Source organism: Massilia brevitalea, assembly GCF_030711405.1.
GTDB classification, from domain to species: domain Bacteria; phylum Pseudomonadota; class Gammaproteobacteria; order Burkholderiales; family Burkholderiaceae_D; genus Telluria; species Telluria brevitalea.
Genome location: NZ_JAULSI010000098.1, coordinates 1,247 through 3,939 on the forward strand (window position 1 = coordinate 1,247; position 2,693 = coordinate 3,939).

At 53.1% G+C, this 2,693-nt stretch carries 2 tRNA genes and 1 rRNA gene; all 3 read right to left on the bottom strand.

Annotated elements, in window-relative coordinates:
• Positions 1–720: 720 nt before the first annotated feature.
• Positions 721–796: transfer RNA gene (locus QWL29_RS26355), tRNA-Ala, on the bottom strand.
• A 12-nt stretch (positions 797–808) separates the two neighbouring features.
• A tRNA-Ile gene (locus tag QWL29_RS26360) sits at positions 809–885 on the bottom strand.
• Positions 886–973: 88 nt separating this feature from the next.
• Positions 974–2,680: ribosomal RNA gene (locus QWL29_RS26365) — 16S ribosomal RNA — on the bottom strand.
• Positions 2,681–2,693 lie beyond the last annotated feature (13 nt).

Consider the following 2,693-nt stretch of genomic DNA (forward strand, 5'->3'; position numbering starts at 1 on the left):
CTCGCATCATTGCTGATCCGTTTGCACGCTTAAAAAAACTTTACTTCTTCCAGATTGTTAAAGAACGAAAACTACACTTATCGAAGGCGCTAGCCTTGAATAAGTACAGTTCTGATCAACAGTCGATAAGTGTGAGCGTTTGGTGACTGGTCTCTAGGACCGGTGCTACTCTAGAAAGGAGGTGATCCAGCCGCACCTTCCGATACGGCTACCTTGTTACGACTTCACCCCAGTCACGAATCCTACCGTGGTAAGCGCCCTCCTTGCGGTTAAGCTACCTACTTCTGGTAAAACCCGCTCCCATGGTGTGACGGGCGGTGTGTACAAGACCCGGGAACGTATTCACCGCGACATGCTGATCCGCGATTACTAGCGATTCCAACTTCACGCAGTCGAGTTGCAGACTGCGATCCGGACTACGATACACTTTCTGGGATTAGCTCCCCNCGTGGACGCTCAATGATGAGACTTTTCAATCTCCGGTGCTACTCTAGAAAGGAGGTGATCCAGCCGCACCTTCCGATACGGCTACCTTGTTACGACTTCACCCCAGTCACGAATCCTACCGTGGTAAGCGCCCTCCTTGCGGTTAAGCTACCTACTTCTGGTAAAACCCGCTCCCATGGTGTGACGGGCGGTGTGTACAAGACCCGNNNTAAAAGACCAAACCTAAGCGTCATTCGCTTACGTTTGCACTTTCAGGCTTCGGTACCAGGTAAATGGTGGAGGATGACGGGATCGAACCGACGACCCCCTGCTTGCAAAGCAGGTGCTCTCCCAGCTGAGCTAATCCCCCATTGGGTACGACTGGTAGGGCTGGTTGGACTCGAACCAACGACCCCCGCGTTATCAACACGGTGCTCTAACCAGCTGAGCTACAGCCCCGAAACTGTGTTCTTCTTGTTCAACAGTCGATAAGTGCGGACGCTTGATGATGAGTTCAGTTTTGAGGCTGACTCCAGTGCTACTCTAGAAAGGAGGTGATCCAGCCGCACCTTCCGATACGGCTACCTTGTTACGACTTCACCCCAGTCACGAATCCTACCGTGGTAAGCGCCCTCCTTGCGGTTAAGCTACCTACTTCTGGTAAAACCCGCTCCCATGGTGTGACGGGCGGTGTGTACAAGACCCGGGAACGTATTCACCGCGACATGCTGATCCGCGATTACTAGCGATTCCAACTTCACGCAGTCGAGTTGCAGACTGCGATCCGGACTACGATACACTTTCTGGGATTAGCTCCCCCTCGCGGGTTGGCGGCCCTCTGTATGTACCATTGTATGACGTGTGAAGCCCTACCCATAAGGGCCATGAGGACTTGACGTCATCCCCACCTTCCTCCGGTTTGTCACCGGCAGTCTCATTAGAGTGCTCAACTAAATGTAGCAACTAATGACAAGGGTTGCGCTCGTTGCGGGACTTAACCCAACATCTCACGACACGAGCTGACGACAGCCATGCAGCACCTGTGTTACGGCTCTCTTTCGAGCACAGCCAAATCTCTCCGGCCTTCCGTACATGTCAAGGGTAGGTAAGGTTTTTCGCGTTGCATCGAATTAATCCACATCATCCACCGCTTGTGCGGGTCCCCGTCAATTCCTTTGAGTTTTAATCTTGCGACCGTACTCCCCAGGCGGTCTACTTCACGCGTTAGCTGCGTTACCAAGTTAATTAAAACCCGACAACTAGTAGACATCGTTTAGGGCGTGGACTACCAGGGTATCTAATCCTGTTTGCTCCCCACGCTTTCGTGCATGAGCGTCAATCTTGACCCAGGGGGCTGCCTTCGCCATCGGTGTTCCTCCACATCTCTACGCATTTCACTGCTACACGTGGAATTCTACCCCCCTCTGCCAGATTCAAGCCTTGCAGTCTCCATCGCAATTCCCAGGTTGAGCCCGGGGCTTTCACGACAGACTTACAAAACCGCCTGCGCACGCTTTACGCCCAGTAATTCCGATTAACGCTTGCACCCTACGTATTACCGCGGCTGCTGGCACGTAGTTAGCCGGTGCTTATTCTTCAGGTACCGTCATTAGCAAGAGATATTAGCTCCCACCGTTTCTTCCCTGACAAAAGAGCTTTACAACCCGAAGGCCTTCTTCACTCACGCGGCATTGCTGGATCAGGCTTGCGCCCATTGTCCAAAATTCCCCACTGCTGCCTCCCGTAGGAGTCTGGACCGTGTCTCAGTTCCAGTGTGGCTGGTCGTCCTCTCAGACCAGCTACTGATCGTCGCCTTGGTGAGCCTTTACCTCACCAACTAGCTAATCAGANTCACTCACGCGGCATTGCTGGATCAGGCTTGCGCCCATTGTCCAAAATTCCCCACTGCTGCCTCCCGTAGGAGTCTGGACCGTGTCTCAGTTCCAGTGTGGCTGGTCGTCCTCTCAGACCAGCTACTGATCGTCGCCTTGGTGAGCCTTTACCTCACCAACTAGCTAATCAGATATCGGCCGCTCCAGGAGCATGAGGTCTTGCGATCCCCCACTTTCATCCATAGATCGTATGCGGTATTAGCGTAACTTTCGCTACGTTATCCCCCACTCTTGGGTACGTTCCGATATATTACTCACCCGTTCGCCACTCGCCGCCAGGTTGCCCCGCGCTGCCGTTCGACTTGCATGTGTAAAGCATGCCGCCAGCGTTCAATCTGAGCCAGGATCAAACTCTTCAGTTTAATCTCTGTTTGT